Raw genomic sequence first — 18,231 nt, 5'->3', positions numbered from 1 at the left:
AAAGCCGCTGCCACTGCTTCTGCAGACGGCAACGGCTTTTTATTTTAGGTATAGCGTGTCTTAGAACAAGCCGAACAATTCGCTGTTAATGCGCTCTATAATGCTTCCCAAATCCTCCGGGTTAGCCACAAAGTCCATGTTGTTCACATCGATCACGAGCAGTTTGCCCTGGTCGTAGGTGCTCATCCAGCTGTTGTAGTGCTCGTTGAGGTTACGCAGGTAGTTGATGCTGATGTTATTTTCGTAGTCGCGGTTGCGCTTTTCGATCTGGCCGATCAGTTTCGGCAGGTCGGCCTTCAGGTAGATCATCAGATCCGGTGCTTTCACCATGCTGATCATCGACTGGAACAGGGCGAAATAGTTTTCATAATCGCGGGTCGTCATCAGCCCGGACTGGTGCAGGTTCTTAGCGAAGATGAAGGCATCCTCGTAGATTGTGCGATCCTGAATCACATGCCCGTCTTTAGACTGAATCTGCTGTACCTGCCCAAAACGGCTGTTCAGGAAGAACACCTGCAGGTGAAAGGCCCAGCGCTCCATGTCCTCGTAAAAATCCTTGAGGTAGGGATTGTTCTCTACTGCCTCCAGGTATAGCTCCCACTTAAAATGTTGCGACAGTTTGGTGGCCAGGGTGGTTTTGCCGGCGCCAATGTTGCCGACGATTGCAATGTGCATGGTAATGGTATAATGAATGAAAAACCGGCTGCAAATTAAGGCATTTTTTTCGTGCCCGCCGACCGTGCGGTATGTAAACTTACCCACGAGGTTATACACAATCTACCACAATCCCTCTAATACAAATACATATACCTACAAGTCAAATACTTACCTATCAACACCAGCTCACAATTCAAACAAAAACCGAGAGCAATTAAAATGTTCATGTCCTTTAAGTCCGGTGGCAGAATATCTTCTATCTTGGGGTGATTAATTTAGAAGCACCATGAAGGTTTTGTACATTTTGGCACTACTCCTAAGCCCGATTCTGATAGCCTGCAACGGTCAACAAGACACCGACAGCACTGCTACGCCAGAAGCAACAGAAAGCCAATTGATAACTGCCGATTTGGCAAAGGCCGATACTACGCAGCAAGCCGCCAAAAATTCGACCCGACCCGCACTATCTGGCCAGGACACCAATCCTGCCCTTACCGTGGCAGGCACTTGGAGGTCGGAAGAAGACAACAACTGGAAACTGATTTTCACAGCCGAAGGCATCTGCTATCAGTATTACCAGGATGACTTATTAGAAACGGATACCTATACCTTATCCAACACATCGCCGCAGTGTGACCAAGATGTAACTGTCGATGCTCACACAAGTTATCTCCAGCTAGAGAACATGGAGACCAAAGACAGAACTTGCTATGAGGTAAATGGCCTGACGGCGAACACACTGTCCTTAAGGCCGCTAACAATGGGCGGTGCCATGGTTTTCAGAAAGCAGTAGGAGTTAAAAAGCCACGGCGGTACCTGTGCACATAAGCTACAGATACCGCCCTGGTTTGCACAGGTATAGATTAACGCTGCTCCCGCATACTGTTATACAAGTCTTTGGCGTCGCGGCTTTTGCGCAACGTATTAAACTCAACCTGTAAGGCGGCTACTTTCATTTTGTCGCTGTTGCTCATTTGGTCCAGCACCTGTTGCTTGCGGTCGTTGAGCAGCAGGTATACATGTTCGGCATAGTCCCAGTCCCGCAAACTCCAATCATGGCGCAGCCCACGCACGTTCTCCATAAACCGGGTATAGGTTTCTCGTATTTGGCTGGACTTCAGCTTATCAATGTTTCGGGTGCCCGCCAGTTTGCGCTCCCAGTCCGAGGCTGTTTCCCGGTTCAGCGGCTGGCCGTAGCGCTCTTCATTGTCGGTTTCCCACTGGCGGTAACGGGTTTTGAGCTCGCTATACTCCTGCTTCGACTGCTCAGTCATTTTGCCGGTGCCCTGCTCCAGACTTTGCGTGCGTGCCCTGAACTCCTGCTTGATCGTTGGCCATTCAGCCCGTGTTATGCTGTCGCCCTGGCTGGCTTTTCGGCTCATCCAGGTGCGCAGGTCCTGCAAGTCCTGCTCCAGCTTCGATTGGGATTGCGCCTGCGCCCCAAAAGCCAGTACAAGCAGTAGTAGTGCAAACGCGTTCTTGATTATTTTCTTCATGGTTGGTTTGTAAGTGTTGTGGCGGAATAACATTCTAACATAGCCTTTCTATAAATATTATGCCACTATATTATTCTGTCACTATATTTTTTCGATAACCGCACTAAAGGGCCTATACCGTGCCTATCCTTTTGCTGCGGCTTACGTTTATAAGCTTTAAGGTGATCTAAGTTTACCTGAACCACACCTGGGATATGTGCCACACACGTTTTTCCCACATCCAAACCAAAACAATATATGCGCAAAAACAGAGGCAACTTCCACGAAACCGTTGTTTCTATACCTAACCGGGACGAAATTATACTGAGCACCGAACAGTTTCCGTTCAAGGCGACGCTGAGCCTGTCGCCGCTTATCTCTTACTGGGAAAATAAGATCCAGAACGATCCGAACTGCAACGTCAGCCGCGTAAACGAGCTGGCCGGTCTGTTGCGGAAAAACCCTGAGCTGCTGGAACCCATTGAGGATGTTTCTATTATAGAAAAGTACATCGATACGGTGGACATACTCATGGAGGACATCTTTCCGAGTGCCCTCTGGGAAAACGATTTGCGTGCCACGGTACTGCCTTTTCACTTCGAGAGTTTTTATGCGACGCCGCGCCTCGAGGAGCTCAACCTGCTTGGAGGTGGCAACTATACCGAAAAGCTCGACCTGAACCTCGACATGCTGCTTTTCCGGCTTACACTCTCTGCTTATACACTGATCCTGGAAAAGTTCTACAACGCCAACTTCGTGGTGGACGAGCCCTTTATCTTCACCATCAAGGATAAATTCACCAACCTGGACCGGCACTATAAACTCAGCATCGACCTGAAGTTTATGAAGGTAAAGACCAAAGGTGAACTCAAAAAACTGACGACGCAGGAAATCAACTTCCTGATAAACCGCTACAACAACCTGGACCTCTGGATGCAGAAGCTGCCACCCGAGGACTTTGAATTCAGCGGCTTTGCCATCTACGATTTCACAGATGTGACCAATGAGGAGACGATCTCTTCGTTGCGTTACGACCTGCTCGACCAGCACTCTGTTACTTCGCAGGAAGGATTTGAGAGCCTGCAGCAGAAGCTCCGGGTGTTATTTGGCTTGCCGGGATTGCGGTTGGGGCTGGCTTCCTGCCCAGCCCTACAGGAGTTCGACACCAATTATGCCCGCAAAACCTGGAACGGCCTGGTGCTTACCGATACCTGCGACATTAAGCTGGACGACTTCAACGAATCCATCTATGGGCCTGTTATGTCGCGTGGGAACACTATCGTAGTTGATGACCTGGAACTTTTAGAGGAACCGACCCGAATTGAGAAGCAACTGATAGAGGCTGGCGTGCGCAACCTGATCATCGCACCGCTGTATTACGAGGGGCAGACCATTGGCATGCTTGAGCTGGCCTCGCCTATACCTGGTGAGCTTAATGCACTCTCCACCATCAAGCTCAAGGAGATATTGCCGCTGTTCGCACTGGCCCTCAACCGCATGCTGGAGGAGTTGCGAAGCAGCATCCAAAACATTATTAAGGAGAAGTACACGGCCATACACCCCATTGTGGAGTGGCGCTTCACACAGGCGGCCATCAACCTGCTCGACAAAATGGAGCGCAATGTCAGTTCCGAGATCGAGCCAATTGTGTTCCGTGACATTTACCCGCTCTATGGGGTGTCGGACATCAGGAGTTCGGCTGCCGAGCGCAACAAGGCCATTCAAGGCGACCTGCTCGACCAACTGGTGTATGCAAAGGAGGTCATCCTGGCGGCCAAGGACAATCTTCCGCTTTCTATTCTGGACGAACTGGTTTACAAGATCGACAAGTACTCGCAGAGCATTGTGCACGAGCTGGCATCCGGCGACGAAGTCTCTATATTGGAGTTTCTACGCACCGAGATAGAGCCACTCTTCAACCACTTCGAGCTCAAGTATCCTTCCACCAAAACGGCTATAGAGGCTTACCGCAAGGCGATCAACAACCCGAACAGGGTGGTGTATAACAAGCGTCGGGCTTATGAGGAGAGCCTCTACCTGATCAACGACACCATCTCAAACTTTCTGGACCGGGAGGAGGAGAAGGCGCAACAGATATTCCCGCACTATTTTGAGAAGTATAAGACCGATGGGCTGGAATACAACATTTACATTGGGGCTTCCTTGCTGAACAACGGGCATTTTGAGCAGATTTACCTCAAGAACATGCGCCTATGGCAGCTCATGCTCACCTGCGAGATCGCCCGCCGCATCCAGAAGCTGCGCGCCAATCTTAAACTGCCGCTAGAAATCACCCAGCTCATTTTGGTGCACAGCAGCCCGATCTCCATCCGATTCAGACTGGACGAGAAGAAATTTGACGTGGAGGGTGCCGATAACATCCGCTATGAGATCATTAAAAAGCGTATAGACAAGGCCGTGCTGCGTGGCTCCGATGAGCGGTTAACCCAGCCGGGTAAAATTGCCATTGTGTATACACAGCCGCGTGAGGCACAGGAGTATATGCGCTACATCGATTTTCTGCAAGCTGAAGGGTACGTCGAGAGAGAAGTGGAAGACCTGGAACTGGAAGAAATGCAGGGGGTACAGGGGCTGCGGGCACTCCGGATCACCATCAATTTCCAGGAGCAGCTGCGGCACGACATCGACGCGGGAGACGAGCTACTCAACATTGCCCGGACGGCCGCACTTAACTAAAATTGCACTTTACAAAAATTTGCAACTTTTTTATCAGGCCTTTTCATTCATAAAAACACTGAAAAACAACAACTTACAAACAACAGACTATTGCAAAATTCCCTGTGACACAACAAATTAATTGATTTTATTTACGGCAGTGCAATTATTATTTGAAAAGGTGCGTTCTAACTGAGACTGCCGGAGAAATGCTCTGGTCAGTTTTATTTTTAACTTTTTCAACTTTTAGCCAAATGAAATTGAAAAGCAGATTTTTACCCGCCATGCTCGTTTTTGGCGTGGTAGCACTTTCTTCCTGCGAAAGAAGCGAAAAGGAAGCCGCCCAGCCATCTTTTGATCAGGGTACGCTTTCGCATGTGCTGATGGACTCAGCAGAGGTAACTTCCTTTAACTTTGCGGGCAAGCAACTCATCCAGATTAACCATTATAACAAGGAAACCGGCGAGATCGAGAGCTTTGAAAAGTACGAGCGCGACAACAAAGGCCGTCTTGTAAAAGCAAGCACCTTTGCCGGCAACAGCAAGCAGGTACTGTCGGAAGAGGCGCATACCTACAACGACCGGGGCGAGTTGAGCAAATCAATTTCCACTTACTTTTTAGGAGGAAAGCCAGAGTATCAGTCGTACACCACTTACGACTACGACGCGGCAAAGAAGCTGAGCAAAAAATCAGCTTACGAAGGTACGGAGCAAAAGGGCGCCCTAAAGTCATTCACAACCTATGAGGCATTGCCGAATGGCAACTATGGCCAGGAAAAGCAGTTTGTAGTAGACAGAACCGGAGCGGCCAAGCTTTACTCCACGACCACACACTCCTACGATTCCAACCCGAATCCATTCCATGTGTTTGCAGAGCCTGGCATTGCCAGCAGCCCGAATAACCTGGTGCGTTCTTCCACTGTGATCCACAACGGTAACAAGACCCTGACAAAGTCCTATACCTACAAGTACGACGAAAGCGGCTACCCTATCAGCCAGACGATGACACTGCCAAACGGCAAGACACAGACTTTCACTTATATGTACAGCAAGTAAGCAGGTATAGCAAGCATAGAACAGCCTCCGGACATTTGTTTGTCCGGAGGCTGTTTTGGTTTCAGGGATGTTTTTTCTGCTTTAAAGACCGAGAAAATATGCCACAAAAAGAGTATATTTGATTTTAAACTAAACAGATAACCGTGTCAAAGACTAAATTAACAGTAAACAGCAACGGGTCGCTAAGAGTAGAGGGCGACTTTGAAATAGTAGACAAAGAAGGAAACGTGTACGGCCTGGGCGGGCGCGAGCTTGTATCTATTTGCCGATGCGGACTTTCCAAAAACAAGCCTTTCTGTGATGGTGCTCACAAAGGTCACTTTGAGCATGACGCACAGGCATTCGACCTGCCTCCTAAAAAACAGTAGCCTGACAGCCCTAGCAAAACGAACACAGCCATGTCAGAGCGCTTAGTAACTGTTGCCACCTTCAGCCAACCCACTGAAGCATATATTCTCAAGGGCCGACTGGAAGCCGAGGGCATCCCTTGTTTTCTGGGAGACGAGCATATAATAGCGGCGCAACCCCTCTACTCGGTGGCGGTGGGCGGCGTAAAGCTGCAAGTAACCGAAGGCGATGAACAAGAAGCACGCGAAATGATCGGCCGTATCATGCGCGGTACCAGTGAGTATATTCTGGACGACGGCATGAAACTCGATCAATCTGCCCAGGATTATGATCCGGAAATCATCTGCCCTATCTGCGATTCTGCCAGCATTACAGAAAAAGGGTTTTTCGGTGGCATATTAGGGATCACAGTACCCTTTGTCAGCCGCAAGTTTCATTGCCATGGCTGCGGCTATACCTGGAAGCAAAACTAAAAAAGAGCCCGAAAGGCTCTTTTTTAGTTTGATCCGTTTTTAAGGTATAGGTATCAGCTTTCCGCAAAAGGTATCGGGAAACTCACCCAAACATCATCCCCTGCTCGGTCGATTGGCAATTCACTTAGCCTGTTGTAGCGGCGCATATCTACCCAGCGATGCCCCTCGAAGTAAAGGGAGTAGCGGCGTTGTCGCAGCATTTCAGTAATCAACGCTTGCTGGGTTTGTGGCCCTGTGTAAACCCCAATATTATTGGCCGTCCGTATTCTGTTCAGGGCTGTTACCGCATCCCCGAGCTGGTTTGTCTGAATCTTGGCTTCCGCATAGATCAAGATCAACTCTTCGTTCCGGATGATCGGCACAGGGTCAAGCAAGGAGGAGTAGACTGCCACATCGTATTGCCCTGTCAGAAAATTCTGGGTGGCCGATGCTGTTCTCAGAGAAACCTTGGAAAGCCGGGCATCGCCTGGAGTGGCATCCGCTACAAAGCTCGGATGCGCTATACGCACCTCCCCCGTCGCATTTGGGGCAAAGAAGAGCGGGTTCAGCTGGTCGCCTGGCGCTGTGCTGAAGGTATAGTAAACACCACGGTCAAAATTGCCGGTCAGGTCCAGAAAGGAGGCCTCCAGCAAAGTAAGCGCTTCACTATAACGACCTCTGTAAACGGCGATACGGGCAGCCAAACCTCTGTTAAACTCCAGAAAAGTAGCGGGTGTATCAAATCCGGCAAACCCTGCTGAAAGCGGGAAAGCAAATGTAGTACCGGCACTACCCAAATGGGTAGCGGCTTCGTTAAGCAGGTTTGCCAATGCGGCATAGGCATCGTCTCCCTTCACAATAGGACCCGGATTGTCCACATCCTCTACCTCTATCCTGATGCCGTTTTCGTTGGTCATCGTCAGGTTCATCAAAAGCTGGTGCGCCTTGATGGTTTTGGCAAAACCTATGTAGCCCTGCCTTTGCTCCTCTGTGATGAGTGTCGAGTTTTCGGCCCTTTCGATGAGGATGTTTGCGTTTTTCACGACCCTGTAGCGGGCACCCCATGGATTCGTGGTGTAGAACGTGTTGTCATCGAGCACGGAAGTGCTGAAGCCCAGCAAGTCGGTGGTGAAGCGCGGATCTGCGCCGGAGAAACGGTAATGCTCCCGCCCAATCACGCCTACGTTGTCGTAATAGGTACCCAGAAAGTTGCGCATGCCCGACTCTGTACCTACCACCAAATAGTTCAGCTCTGTAACGCTGGCATTCGGCTCTATGATAGGATTGTTAGGGTCCGGGAAATCATCTATTTCACAGGAAGTGAGGGTAATTGTCAGCAACATCAGGCTTGCTGCTTTTAAAATGCGAGGTATGCTTATATAGCTGTTCATGAGCTTGCTTATTTAATGGTTAAAACCCGATTGCAAAATGGAAGAAAATTCTCCTGGAGTTAGGGAATGGCATTACCTCTACCCCTGTTGACAGGCCATTGCCTCCGAAATTCGACACTTCCGGATCGTAGCTTTTGTAATCGGTAATTATAAACAGATTGTTGGCGGATGCGCCAACTTTAAGGGTACGCACGAAACCTCCGAAGGCACCATCCAGCAGTGTGTTTGGCAAGGTATAGTACAGGCCTATTTCGCGCAGGCGCAGGTAAGATGCATCCTGCACAAAAGGCTCGGCGCTCACTCCCAGTGCCCTAACCCGTTCCTCTGCATTGGGAACACCGTCCCCGTTATCATCGTCATCATAGTCAGGGGAGGTACCACCCAAATCGGTCAGAAGTTCTGTCAGGTTAATGTTATCACCGCCATTCTTCCAATGGAACAGGAAGGAGAAAGTGAAATTCTGTTTGATGGTGAAAAAATTGTGGAAATTCATCTGGAAGTCAGGCTGCGAGTCGCCTAAAACCTGCACACCTTCATTGCCTTTTATACCTGTTATTTGGGTAGCGGACTTTCCTTCCTCGATAAAGAAGGTACCCAGGGTGTTACCAAAACCACCGATGGTAAAGGGAGGGATGGTCAGTTCCGTTATTTTGGAACGGTTGAGCCAAAAACTGGTGCGGGAATCCCATTTGAGGCCGGCTGTTTCAAAGGGCGTCGCGCTTAGCGCCAGTTCTATACCTCTGTTGCGCAGTTCTCCTGCGTTCACATACCCTCTTGTAAAACCTGTGGATGGTTTCAGGTTCTGGTTAATGATCAGGTCAGAGACCGTTTTGTTGTAGACGGTTGCTTCCAGGATCACTTTGTCTCCCAGCAAGCCTATGTCCACGCCAGCTTCCAGTTCTTTCTGTCGCTCCTGCTTAATGTTTTCGTTACCGCGCTGCACCGCCACGAGCAGACCAGGCAAACCACCTGTGTTGGAGGCCACAAAGGAGGTATACTTAGAGCCGAATGGCGGAAAACCGCCTGACTCACCATAGGCTACCCGCAGCTTCAGCATGGCTACCCGCTCCATCGTCCAGAAGTCGAAATTAGCCACGTTGAGGGCCAGCGATGCCTTAGGGAATGCCTGAAACTTGTTTACGTCCGCATTGTTGGAAGATTTGTCCAGGCGTAGGCCGGCAGTGGCAATGATGCGGTCTCTGAAGTTGACCTCCTCCTGAAAGAAAAGCCCTTTATTTCGAACCTTCAGCTGGTCCTGCGAAACTTGCACAGCGCCAGACTGGTCCAGGTTAGTCTGTGTTTTGATAAGTTGCGTTGCTACGTTGAGGATATTGTCCTGATTGAAATTCTCGCGTGTGGCTCCCAGTGTGGTCGTGAAACTGAACACATCCTCGCCCAAGTTGGTATTGTTTACCAGGAAAGCAGCATAGTTTGTGTTCAGGTTATTGGTGTTGCCCTGGATAGAAGCACCGTTTGTACCCCGACCATCTGACTGAAACTGCAGTTGGCGCGGGAATATAGCCGTTGTCTTGAGGTTGTAGAAATCAAGCCCTGATCGAATCACCAGCTTGGTGGAGCTTCTGAGCGTTTCGTAAAGCATGGTGTTTAGCGTAAAGCCACCTAGAAAACGGTTCGTTTCCTCATTGTTTGTCATCAAATCGCGGGTCTGCAGGAAATTAGAGGCAGCAAAAGGGTTTTCGGGATAGTTCCCTTCTGCATCAGGAAAGAGATTTACAAAGCTTGGCGTTGAAGATAGCGCTACACCGAATGAAACGCCCGCATTATCATTGTTCGTTAGGCCCCGGTCCGCAGAGGAATTGATGTAGTTGGTGCTCAGGCTGAAGTCAAATCGCTTGGAAAGCACATGGTCCAGGTTGAAACGGATCGACTTTTTCTCATAGCCCGTCGTTTTGACGATCCCCTCCTCATCCTGTATCAATCCGCCCACAAAAAATCTGGTCTTCTCCGTACCTCCGCTCACATTTAGTTTGGAACTAAGCAGCAGGCCTTTGTTGCCATACAACTCTTCCTCATAGTCGATCAAACGTCCGGCGTTGCGGGCCTCCAGGAATAAAGGCACTGCCTCGTCTCCCCATGAATCACGTACGCGTTCTTCATTCAACTCCCGCATACCCAACAATTTTGTTACTTCGGTCCAGCCTATATCCTGCGAAAAGTCCACCAGCGTTTTGCCCATTGCTCCTCTTTTGGTTGTGATGATCACAACACCTGCAGAGGCCAGCGAACCATAGATTGCCGCTGCCGAGGCCCCTTTCAGCACTTCTATGCTTTCAATGTCATCGGGGTTAAGGTCCGCAATACGGTTAGAGGGGTTGTCCTGGTTAGAGGAAGAGCCGCCAGAGGCAGCTGCCGTCACGGCGTTGAGGCCGGCTGAAATAGAGGAGTTGTCTATAATCACGCCATCCACCACATACAGGGGCTGCGCGTTGCCAAACACAGAAGTGATACCCCGCAGCTTTATCGCTATACCTCCGCCCGGTGCACCAGAATTAGAAACAATGTTGGCACCAACCAACTTACCACTAATAGCGGCATCCATGGTTTGCGGAGACGTGATTCCGGTAATTTCTTTGGTACTGATCGTGGAGACGGCATTGGCCAGATTGGTTCTTTTTACCGTTGTTGCCAAACCGGTCACCACCACTTCCTGCAGACTGGTCGTTTTCTCCTGCAGCTGCACATTCAGCGTCTCCGTGGAGGCATTTACATTAAAAGTCTGCGCCACGTAGCCCAGAAAGGAGAACTGCACTTTGCCTGATGTGGTGGGTAACTGAAGCTTATAGCTACCGCTTGCATCGGTTGTGGTGCCAACCGTAGTCCCGACAACTACCACGCTTACACCAGGTAGTGCAATGCCAGATCCGAAGTCAGTCACAGTCCCGCTGATAGTTGTTTGCCCAAACAAGGCGAAAGGCAGCATCCATAGAAACAGGATGATTACCTTCATAGTGTAAAGTTTTTTCATACAAATAACTTAATGGTTTAATGATAAGGATGTTACCCCACCATATGGTGCTATACATTAAGACATCTATACGAAATATTATACACAAAGTATAATATTAACTTATTTTACTGCAAAAACAAGAATGTTATAACTTTCAGTCAGGTATAAGAAAAAGGGTCCTTTATCATGTGACGTAATTTCATGATACAGGACCCAACAAAAGCTATTTAAGCCAATTGAATATATTTCCCTAATTGGCCAGCTTGTTTACTAATTGCACATATTCTTCCCTTGCCTCTTCCTGGGGCTTCCCTTCCTGCTTTTTCCAGGCGTCCCATTTGGCAATGGCTTTAAAATCGAAGCCACCAGGGCGGTCTGTGTTCACGTCGCCTTCCGAGCCCTGCTTGTAAAGACCGTACAGCTGCAGCAGCACATCGTTAGACGGGCGCTCAGTCAATGTTTTGGATCGCGCTACTGCACTTTCAAATTCTTCTTGTGTTGCCATAGTTTTTTGAGGTGATGGTTTGGTAATGTAAACAAGGTATAAAAAATATACGCTGCATGCATCACTTTATTTAAGTTTATTTTAGCTTTTTTTTGCTTATTTTTAGACATTCGCCACATGGCCTACACCTGTTGGGATAAATGTATCAAGCAAAAAGAACTATGACGAAACTAAACTCCACTGCCCCTGCCTTGCTGCTAACGGCCTGCCTGGTTGCGGGCACCGGGTGCAGCAGCAGCAAAACCATCGACTCCACCACCACAGCCACGGTGGAGCAAACAGCACCGGCTACTACCACGCAACCACAGCCCCCTGCGGCTCCGAAGGTACCAAAGGAACTGGTGGCGCACGGCCATACCCGCACCGACAACTACTATTGGCTGAACGAGCGCGAAAACCCTGACGTGATTGCCTATCTCAATGCTGAGAATGCGTACACCAAACAGGTCATGGCCGACACAGAAGAACTGCAGGAAAAACTCTTCAACGAGATCGTGGGTCGCATCAAGCAAACCGATGAATCAGTGCCCTATAAAAAGAATGGCTATTTCTACTACACCCGCTTCGAGGCGGGTAAGGAGTACCCTATTTTTGCCCGCAAGAAAGGAAGTCTGGAGGCAAAAGAGGAGGTTATGGTAAACGCCAACCAGCGTGCCGAAGGCCTGAGCTATTACAATGCGGCGGGCATGAACGTGAGCCCCAACAACCAGTTGCTGGCCTTTGGCGAGGACACCGTGAGCCGCCGCCAGTACACCATCCGCTTCAAAAACCTGCAGACAGGCGAAATACTGCCCGACCGTATACCTAACACGACCGGTGGTGCCGTTTGGGCCAACGACAACAAGACGGTATTCTATACCATGAAAGACCCGTCCCTGCGCTCTTTCAAGATCTTCCGCCATACCTTGGGCACCCCTACCTCGCAGGACAAAGAGGTATACCACGAGGCGGACGAAACCTTCAGCACCTTTGTTTACAAAACCAAGTCAGATAAGTACATCATCATCGGCTCCAGCAGCACCGTTTCGCAGGAGTACCGCTTTATTGACGCCACCAACCCAACTGCCGCCCTCAAGGTGATTCAACCCCGTGAGCGTGGCCTGGAGTATGGCGTAGACCACTTCGGCGACAGCTTTTATATCCGCACCAACAAGGACGGGGCTACTAACTTTAAACTGATGAAGACCCCGGTAGGCAAAACCACAAAGGAAAACTGGAAAGAGGTGATCCCGCACCGGGCTGACACTTTCCTGGAGGGCACTGAGATTTTCAAGGATTACCTGGTGTTGCAGGAGCGCAAAAATGGTCTGACACAGCTGCGCATCAAAAATTGGAACGATCCGAAAACCGATTACTACGTGGATTTCGGCGAAGAGGCCTATACCGCCGGCATCAGCGTCAACCCGGACTTCGACAGCAAGGTACTGCGCTATGTATACAGTTCCCTGACCACCCCAAGCTCCACCTTCGATTACAACATGGCGACGAAGCAGAAGACCCTGCTGAAGGAACAGGAAGTGGTAGGAGATTTCGACAAGAACAACTACGAGGCAAAGCGCATCTACGCAACGGCTAAGGACGGCACCAAAATACCGGTTTCGCTGGTGTACCGCAAGGGCCTGAAGCTTGATGGCAACAACCCTACCCTGCAATATGCCTACGGTTCTTATGGCATCAGCATGAACCCAGGCTTTAGCTCCGTTCGCCTCAGCCTGCTTGATCGTGGCTTCGTATACGCCATCGCCCACATACGCGGTGGCCAGGAGATGGGGCGCCAATGGTATGAGGACGGCAAGATGATGAAGAAGAAAAACACCTTCACCGACTTTGTGGACGTATCGGAGTACCTGATTGAGCAGAAGTATACCAATCCGGAAAAGCTATTTGCCCAGGGCGGTAGCGCAGGAGGCCTACTGATGGGAGCCGTGGTGAACATGCGCCCGGACCTGTACAAAGGTGTGCATGCGGCCGTACCGTTTGTGGATGTGGTTACCACCATGCTCGACACCAGCATACCGCTAACAACCGGCGAGTTTGACGAATGGGGCAACCCTGCCGAAAAGGCCGCTTACGACTATATGCTCTCCTACTCGCCCTACGACAACGTGGAAGCGAAAGAGTATCCGAACATGCTCGTCACCACGGGTCTGCACGACTCGCAGGTACAGTACTTTGAGCCCGCCAAGTGGGTGGCCAAGCTGCGCGAGATGAAAACGGATGACAACCTGCTCTTGCTGGATACCAACATGGAGGCAGGCCATGGAGGCGCTTCCGGCCGTTTCAAGCCATACCGGGAAACTGCGCTGCAATATGCCTTCTTCCTGAAGCTGGCGGGCATAAAGGAGTAATGTAAATCTAAGTCCCTGAAATCAAAATCTAAAAACCCCGCTACCATTTAAGAGTAGCGGGGTTTTTGGCTTTCTGTGCATTTCACTAGAGCCATTTTACTTTAGAGCCTATGGCGCAACCTTCAATCTTTTCTTCTCTAAGACCGAGTCTGCGGTGAGAATATTCAGGACGAAAGGTATAGGCTATTGGCTTACTTTCACTACAATCTTGCCGAACTGCTTGCCGGCTTCCATGTAGCGCATGGCTTGCTCGATTTCTGCCAGCGGGAACACAATATCTACGACCGGCTTTACCTGAGTCTTTTCCACAAAGGCCATCATATCGGCAAAATCCTGATTGGTCCCCATGGTACTGCCATGTATCGCCAGTTGTTTCCAGAATAGCTCTGCAGGGTTGATCTGCCCGATCATGCCTGTTGTGCCACCATAAATACCGATGCGCCCACCTGGCTTGGCCAGTTTCACCAGCTGCACAAAGCCTTCGCCTGCGGCACCGTCAATGCTGACATCAAAACCGCCCACTAGTGCTTTCAGCGTTTTGCCCCAGTTCTCCTGCTTGTAATTTATGCCTCCGGTAGCTCCCAAGGCTTTCGCCTTTTCGATTTTATCGTCAGAGCCGGATGTTACCCATACCTCAGCCCCGGCGGCCACGGCAAACTGAACCGCAAACAACGCCACGCCGCCGCCTGCACCCGTGATGAGCACCCGCTCTCCGGCTTTCAAACCACACTTTGTAAACATAGTCCGATAGGCTGTCACGCCGGCAAGTGGCAATGCGGCGGCTTCCTCAAAACTAAGGTGCGCGGGCTTGCGGTGCAGGTTGGAGGCCAACACTTTCACGTATTCTGCGAAAGTGCCATCCTGTGGCATCCCCAGCACTTTATATGCATTGCTGTGCGCATGCGGGTTGTCACCCCAGTCCGTAGATGGGTCGATTACCACTTCCTGCTCCAGCCAGCTCTGATCAACACCCTCACCTACCTCCGTTACGACACCAGCCCCATCCGAACCCAGAATAGCCGGGTAATCCTTGGTAAAATAGCGGCCATACTGTATCCAGACATCCCGGTGATTGAGCGCGGCCGCTTTCACCTGCACGATGGCCTCGCCGGGTCCTGCTGTTGGTTTGTCTTTCTCAATCAGCACAAAGGGGCTGTTGACTGCTTCAAGGTAAATGGCTTTCATTCTGTTTTCGGTTTAAGGTATAAGGCTATACCTGCAAAGGTATAATTTCTGCGGAAAGTCAAAAGCTGCGGCTGCTATACATTGGCTTTTTATGCGGCAGCGACTATCTTCGTAACCACCGTAATCCGTAGGCAGCATGCGCAACATAACCATCCGAGAAGCGACCACAGCAGACATACCCACCATCAACCGACTGGCAACAGCTATTTGGGGTCCTACTTACCGTCCAATTCTTTCTGAAGAGCAGATCGACTACATGTTCGAGATGATCTATACCTTGCCGGCTCTGCAACAGCAAATGCAGGAGGGACAGACGTTTCTGCTCCTGCTGGATGACAATGAATACGTGGGTTTTGCTTCTTATTCTTTAAAGGATGAGCTGGAGAAGGTATACAAACTCAATAAAATATACCTGCTGCCAACCCGACAGGGAACGGGATTGGGCAAACTGCTGCTGGAGGCGGTTGAAGCAAAAGTGAGCAAGCTGGGGGCCGGCTTCCTGGACCTGAACGTAAACCGGTTTAACAAAGCGAAAACGTTTTACGAGCGCTGCGGCTATCAGGTGCATTTGCAGGAGGATATTCCCATTGGCCCTTATTGGATGAATGACTACGTGATGCGAAAGCAATTGGCATAAAAAAAGCGGGCAGCCTCACAGCCACCCGCTTCTTATTCACCTTAATTAATACTATAAGTGTGCAATCGGATCTGCGTTGCCATCTGGGTCGTTCTTCACGAAACCATCAGTTTTGATAGTGCCGTGCAGCAACAGACCAGCAACGTGTGGAGATGCCATTGACGTACCGCTGATTGTGTTGTAGCCACCACCTTTCCAGGTAGACTTGATGCTCACGCCTGGTGCACAGTAGTCTACCGGCGGGTTGCCATAGTTAGAGAAGCTAGCCCATGAGTCAGAAGAGTTCATGGCAGACACAGTATAGATGTTTGCATGGTTGGCGCGACCTGGCGACGAGCTGTTGGCATGCGCTGACTCATTGCCTGCAGCAAGTGCAAACTTGATACCACTGCTTGCAGCAGCTACAACCGCATCATCCAGCGCCTGTGAAGTAGGACCGCCAAGGCTCATGTTGGCCACATCACCCGCTTTACCGGCAGTAGCCACGTAGTCCACACCGGCGATTACACCGGAGTAAGAACCGCTGCCACGCGCATCGAGTACTTTTACAGCAACCACCGCTGCGTCGTAGGCTACACCTATCACACCAACTGAGTTATTTTTAGCGGCAATTGTACCGGCTACGTGCGTTCCGTGGCCGTTATTATCATTGGCATCACTTGCATCTCTGCCGCTTGTAAAGAACGTTCTGCTTCTGGCTACGTCCACGTTCAGGTCTTCGTGCGTCAGGTCGATACCAGAGTCGATTACCCAGGCAGTTTTACCGGAGCCACTGGCATACCCTACACGGGCGATGCCGTAAGGAACTTCCTGTGCAGCACTACCGCCGCCGCCGCTGCCTGGCTTGGCCAGCATCACTACTCTGTCAGGCTCGATGTAAGCCACGCGGTTATCACGACGAAGGGTTTCCACTTGCTCATCAGTCAGCTTAGCAGCCATACCTACGATCGCTTTGCCATAGGCTTGCTCGATAGTAGCATTTTGGATGCCGTTAGCTGCCAGCAACTCCTGACCCATTTCACGTACCATACCTACACGCTCAGCATAAGTGGCAGTACCATCAAGACGCTGGTTACCATCTTTCTTAAATACAATTATATACTGTCCTTTGATAATTGCACCATTTTGATCCGAAGCCTGCAGCGTTTCAGTTGGATTCGAAGCTTCAACCGATTCGCTGTCGCAAGAAGTAAAACCAAATGTGACTGTAGACATAGCTACTCCAAACAGTACAGAACGAAGGACGTTGTTTAAGCGTAATGTGTTTTTCATACTCGGTGAGATGTTAGGTTAGTTTAAGATTTAAGGTAATTATTAAGGTTAATCAAATCCAAGCTACTGATTCCATTTTATATATGCAAATAAAAATATAATTTAATTTCAAAGTTTTAAGCAAATGTGCATTTACTTAAAGGACATACGCACTATGTTACAACATGTAAAATTCAAAGATTACAACCAGTGTTCAAACACCATCTACCCTTCTTTTTTCAATTGTAACCTAATTGTCTAAATAGCACTAAAGGTATGGGGTGTTTTATACGGGAGCATATAAAATAAGTATTCCATATTTTATGTTATATAAAAATATTACAATTACAATCAATCACTTCCTATTATAACCTCTTCTGATACTAGCATATTAAACAGCACTTTCATATATTAAACTGCAAGAACCTTTCACACACTTATGAAAAACATGATGTCCGCATTTTCTTCGAATCTTTTTATCCATCTGATCATCTGTTTGTTGTTTATGGCCTCATGCCAGCCAAAGACAGAGGAACAAGCCACCGCTGAAAAGAATGGGGAGGCAAACAAGTCAACGCTGGAGCCGCTTACTTCGGAGACGGTCGTAGAGGTGCTCACCACTTTTGAGAAAGAAAACCCAGACAGTCTCATACTCATCAGCACCCGTCACGGCGACATCAAACTGCGCCTTTACAAGGAAACGCCTTTGCACCGCGCCAACTTCGTACGTCTGACGAAGGCAGGCTTTTACGATCAGGGGGAGTTTTACCGAGTGGTCAAGGGTTTTGCCGTGCAGGGTGGTGACTCCGACAACCGCACCATGAAGCAGGGGCCATATAAAATACCGCAGGAGTTCAACCCAAAGTATATTCACAAACGAGGAGCCCTGGCCATGGCCCGCTACGGCGATGAGCGCAATCCAGACAAAGAATCTTCTTCGCACAACTTTTATATCGTGCAGGGAGAGCCACGCACGCTACAGGAACTGAGAGCCTATGAAGCCAAACACAATATGCAGTACACTCCCGCCCAAATCGAACTCTATACCACTATCGGCGGTGAGCCTGCCCTGGACCAGGAATACACTGTGTTCGGTGAAGTCATAGAAGGGATGGATGTAGTAGATAAAATTTCTGATGAGCCAGTGGACGGGCAGAAATGGCCAATCACGATCGTTCCCCACAAAATCAAAACATTAAACAATTAACAGTTTTTACAGTTAACAGTGAGCAGTTAACAGTAAACAATTAATACTATATTAAAACAGAGCGCCCCGTCCAATC

At 49.5% G+C, this 18,231-nt stretch carries 15 protein-coding genes; 8 read left to right on the top strand and 7 right to left on the bottom strand.

Features of this window, described 5'->3' with window-relative positions:
- Window positions 1–60 precede the first annotated feature (60 nt).
- Window positions 61–675, bottom strand: a complete 615-nt coding sequence (locus tag H9Q13_RS06900; protein WP_191183029.1) for a deoxynucleoside kinase — start codon at window positions 673–675, stop codon at window positions 61–63.
- A gap of 268 nt (window positions 676–943) precedes the next feature.
- Here H9Q13_RS06900 and H9Q13_RS06895 point away from each other — a divergent pair, with 268 nt between their 5' ends.
- Window positions 944–1,450 carry a hypothetical protein gene (locus tag H9Q13_RS06895; protein ID WP_191183028.1) on the top strand — a complete coding sequence of 169 codons (507 nt, stop codon included), beginning with the start codon at window positions 944–946 and terminating at the stop codon, window positions 1,448–1,450.
- A 70-nt stretch (window positions 1,451–1,520) separates the two neighbouring features.
- Here the strand turns inward: H9Q13_RS06895 and H9Q13_RS06890 are convergent, their stop codons facing one another.
- Window positions 1,521–2,153, bottom strand: coding sequence for a hypothetical protein (locus H9Q13_RS06890; RefSeq protein ID WP_191183027.1), 633 nt, complete (start codon window positions 2,151–2,153; stop codon window positions 1,521–1,523).
- Window positions 2,154–2,390: 237 nt separating this feature from the next.
- Between H9Q13_RS06890 and H9Q13_RS06885 the strand changes: the two genes are divergently transcribed.
- From H9Q13_RS06885 to H9Q13_RS06870, 4 genes are all read left to right on the top strand, one after another.
- Window positions 2,391–4,829 (top strand): GAF domain-containing protein, encoded by a 2,439-nt coding sequence (locus H9Q13_RS06885; RefSeq protein ID WP_191183026.1) that lies wholly within the window; start codon window positions 2,391–2,393, stop codon window positions 4,827–4,829.
- A gap of 239 nt (window positions 4,830–5,068) precedes the next feature.
- Window positions 5,069–5,863: a hypothetical protein gene (locus H9Q13_RS06880; protein WP_191183025.1), complete on the top strand. Its 795-nt coding sequence runs from the start codon at window positions 5,069–5,071 to the stop codon at window positions 5,861–5,863.
- A 143-nt stretch (window positions 5,864–6,006) separates the two neighbouring features.
- The gene (locus tag H9Q13_RS06875) at window positions 6,007–6,231 is read left to right on the top strand and encodes a CDGSH iron-sulfur domain-containing protein (protein ID WP_191183024.1); all 225 of its coding nucleotides are present in this window, start codon (window positions 6,007–6,009) and stop codon (window positions 6,229–6,231) included.
- Between the two features lie 30 nt (window positions 6,232–6,261).
- Window positions 6,262–6,684 carry a putative signal transducing protein gene (locus tag H9Q13_RS06870; protein WP_191183023.1) on the top strand — a complete coding sequence of 141 codons (423 nt, stop codon included), beginning with the start codon at window positions 6,262–6,264 and terminating at the stop codon, window positions 6,682–6,684.
- A 53-nt stretch (window positions 6,685–6,737) separates the two neighbouring features.
- Here the strand turns inward: H9Q13_RS06870 and H9Q13_RS06865 are convergent, their stop codons facing one another.
- From H9Q13_RS06865 to H9Q13_RS06855, 3 genes are all read right to left on the bottom strand, one after another.
- Window positions 6,738–8,054, bottom strand: a complete 1,317-nt coding sequence (locus tag H9Q13_RS06865) for a RagB/SusD family nutrient uptake outer membrane protein (protein ID WP_191183022.1) — start codon at window positions 8,052–8,054, stop codon at window positions 6,738–6,740.
- Window positions 8,055–8,073: 19 nt separating this feature from the next.
- Window positions 8,074–11,040: a SusC/RagA family TonB-linked outer membrane protein gene (locus H9Q13_RS06860; RefSeq protein WP_191183021.1), complete on the bottom strand. Its 2,967-nt coding sequence runs from the start codon at window positions 11,038–11,040 to the stop codon at window positions 8,074–8,076.
- 232 nt (window positions 11,041–11,272) lie between these two features.
- Window positions 11,273–11,527 carry an acyl-CoA-binding protein gene (locus tag H9Q13_RS06855; protein ID WP_191183020.1) on the bottom strand — a complete coding sequence of 85 codons (255 nt, stop codon included), beginning with the start codon at window positions 11,525–11,527 and terminating at the stop codon, window positions 11,273–11,275.
- 161 nt (window positions 11,528–11,688) lie between these two features.
- On the opposite strand from H9Q13_RS06855, the gene H9Q13_RS06850 reads away from it, so the two are divergent.
- The gene (locus H9Q13_RS06850; protein ID WP_191183019.1) at window positions 11,689–13,875 is read left to right on the top strand and encodes a S9 family peptidase; all 2,187 of its coding nucleotides are present in this window, start codon (window positions 11,689–11,691) and stop codon (window positions 13,873–13,875) included.
- Window positions 13,876–14,058: 183 nt separating this feature from the next.
- Here H9Q13_RS06850 and H9Q13_RS06845 read toward each other — a convergent pair whose 3' ends face one another.
- The gene (locus H9Q13_RS06845; protein WP_191183018.1) at window positions 14,059–15,060 is read right to left on the bottom strand and encodes a zinc-binding dehydrogenase; all 1,002 of its coding nucleotides are present in this window, start codon (window positions 15,058–15,060) and stop codon (window positions 14,059–14,061) included.
- A gap of 136 nt (window positions 15,061–15,196) precedes the next feature.
- Between H9Q13_RS06845 and H9Q13_RS06840 the strand changes: the two genes are divergently transcribed.
- The gene (locus H9Q13_RS06840) at window positions 15,197–15,697 is read left to right on the top strand and encodes a GNAT family N-acetyltransferase (protein ID WP_191183017.1); all 501 of its coding nucleotides are present in this window, start codon (window positions 15,197–15,199) and stop codon (window positions 15,695–15,697) included.
- A gap of 51 nt (window positions 15,698–15,748) precedes the next feature.
- Here the strand turns inward: H9Q13_RS06840 and H9Q13_RS06835 are convergent, their stop codons facing one another.
- On the bottom strand, window positions 15,749–16,912 hold the full coding sequence (locus tag H9Q13_RS06835) for a S8 family serine peptidase (protein WP_224744128.1): 1,164 nt from the start codon (window positions 16,910–16,912) through the stop codon (window positions 15,749–15,751).
- A 475-nt stretch (window positions 16,913–17,387) separates the two neighbouring features.
- Between H9Q13_RS06835 and H9Q13_RS06830 the strand changes: the two genes are divergently transcribed.
- Window positions 17,388–18,155, top strand: coding sequence for a peptidylprolyl isomerase (locus H9Q13_RS06830; RefSeq protein ID WP_191183015.1), 768 nt, complete (start codon window positions 17,388–17,390; stop codon window positions 18,153–18,155).
- The last annotated feature ends 76 nt before the right edge of the window (window positions 18,156–18,231 follow it).

Origin of the sequence: Pontibacter aquaedesilientis (assembly GCF_014773225.1) — a bacterium.
Classification (GTDB): Bacteria; Bacteroidota; Bacteroidia; order Cytophagales; family Hymenobacteraceae; genus Pontibacter; species Pontibacter aquaedesilientis.
The sequence above is the reverse complement of the archived record's forward strand: the minus strand, read 5'-3'. Positions and strand labels throughout refer to the sequence as shown.